At 64.9% G+C, this 1,147-nt stretch carries 1 protein-coding gene and 1 tRNA gene; both read right to left on the reverse strand.

The window, feature by feature from the left end; genetic code table 11:
* Positions 1-170: 170 nt before the first annotated feature.
* Positions 171-247 (reverse strand) — tRNA-Met (locus A9Z05_RS01705).
* 157 nt (positions 248-404) lie between these two features.
* A partial coding sequence (locus A9Z05_RS01710; protein WP_256121817.1) for an MFS transporter occupies positions 405-1,147 on the reverse strand: 743 nt, incomplete at its 5' end.

The raw sequence follows: 1,147 nt of genomic DNA on the forward strand, positions 1-1,147 counted from the left end.
GAACTGGCGGGGGAAGGTGGGGGTGCAGGCGGCGAAGGCGCAGCGCGGAGCGGTGGTGGCGTAGTCGGGGCGCGTGGCTGGGGGACGGGCAACGCGCCGCGACACCGCGTGCGCTGGATGAAGCAATGAAAAAAGCCGCTGTTTCTTTCGAAACAGCGGCTTTTCGCATTTGGTGGCGAATCAGGGATTCGAACCCCGGACCTGCGGATTATGATTCCGTCGCTCTAACCGACTGAGCTAATTCGCCGAAGACTTGAATTATGTCGATCGGCCGGTCGGCTGTCAATACCTTTTTCCATCTTTCCAGAAAAAAGTTGCCGGCGGCCCGTGCCGACCTCGGTCACTGGCGGGGGCGGCCACCGGAAGGCGTCCCTCCGCCGGCCGTCCCCGCTCCGCGCCCAACATCAATCCTGCGCGTAGATGTCCGAGTCCTTCGTCTCCTTGACGAACAGCAGGCCGATCACGAACGTGACCAGTGCGATCACGATCGGATACCAGAGCCCCGAATAGATGTTGCCCTTCGCCGCGACGATCGCGAACGCGGTCGCCGGCAGGAAGCCGCCGAACCAGCCGTTGCCGATGTGATAGGGCAGCGACATCGACGTGTAGCGGATCCGCGTCGGGAACATCTCGACCAGCATCGCGGCGATCGGGCCGTAGACCATCGTCACGAAGATCACGAGGATCGTCAGGATCACGATCGTCATCGGCCAGTTGAGCTGCGCCGGGTCAGCCTTGGCGGGGTAGCCGGCCCCCTTCAGCGCCGACGCGAGCGTCTTGTCGAATGCCGCGCCCTGCGCCTTCGCGTCGGCCGCCTTGCCGTCGTAGGTCTGGATCACCGTGTCGCCGACCTTGATCTGGGCCGGCGTCCCGGCCGGCGCCGCGACGTTCTCGTAGTTCAGGCCGGCCTTCGCGAGCGCGCTCTTCGCGATGTCGCACGAGCTGGTGAACTTCGACGTGCCGACCGGGTTGAACTGGAACGAGCAGGCGGCCGGATCGGCGATGACCGTGATCGGCGCCTTCTGCGTCGCGAGTTCGAGCTGCGGGTTCGCGTAGTGCGTGAGCGCCTTGAACAGCGGGAAGTACGTCAGCGCCGCGATCAGGCAGCCCGCGAGGATGATCGGCTTGCGGCCGATCTTGTCCGACA

The sequence above is a fragment of the Burkholderia sp. A2 genome (assembly GCF_001729305.1).
Lineage (GTDB): Bacteria > Pseudomonadota > Gammaproteobacteria > Burkholderiales > Burkholderiaceae > Burkholderia > Burkholderia sola.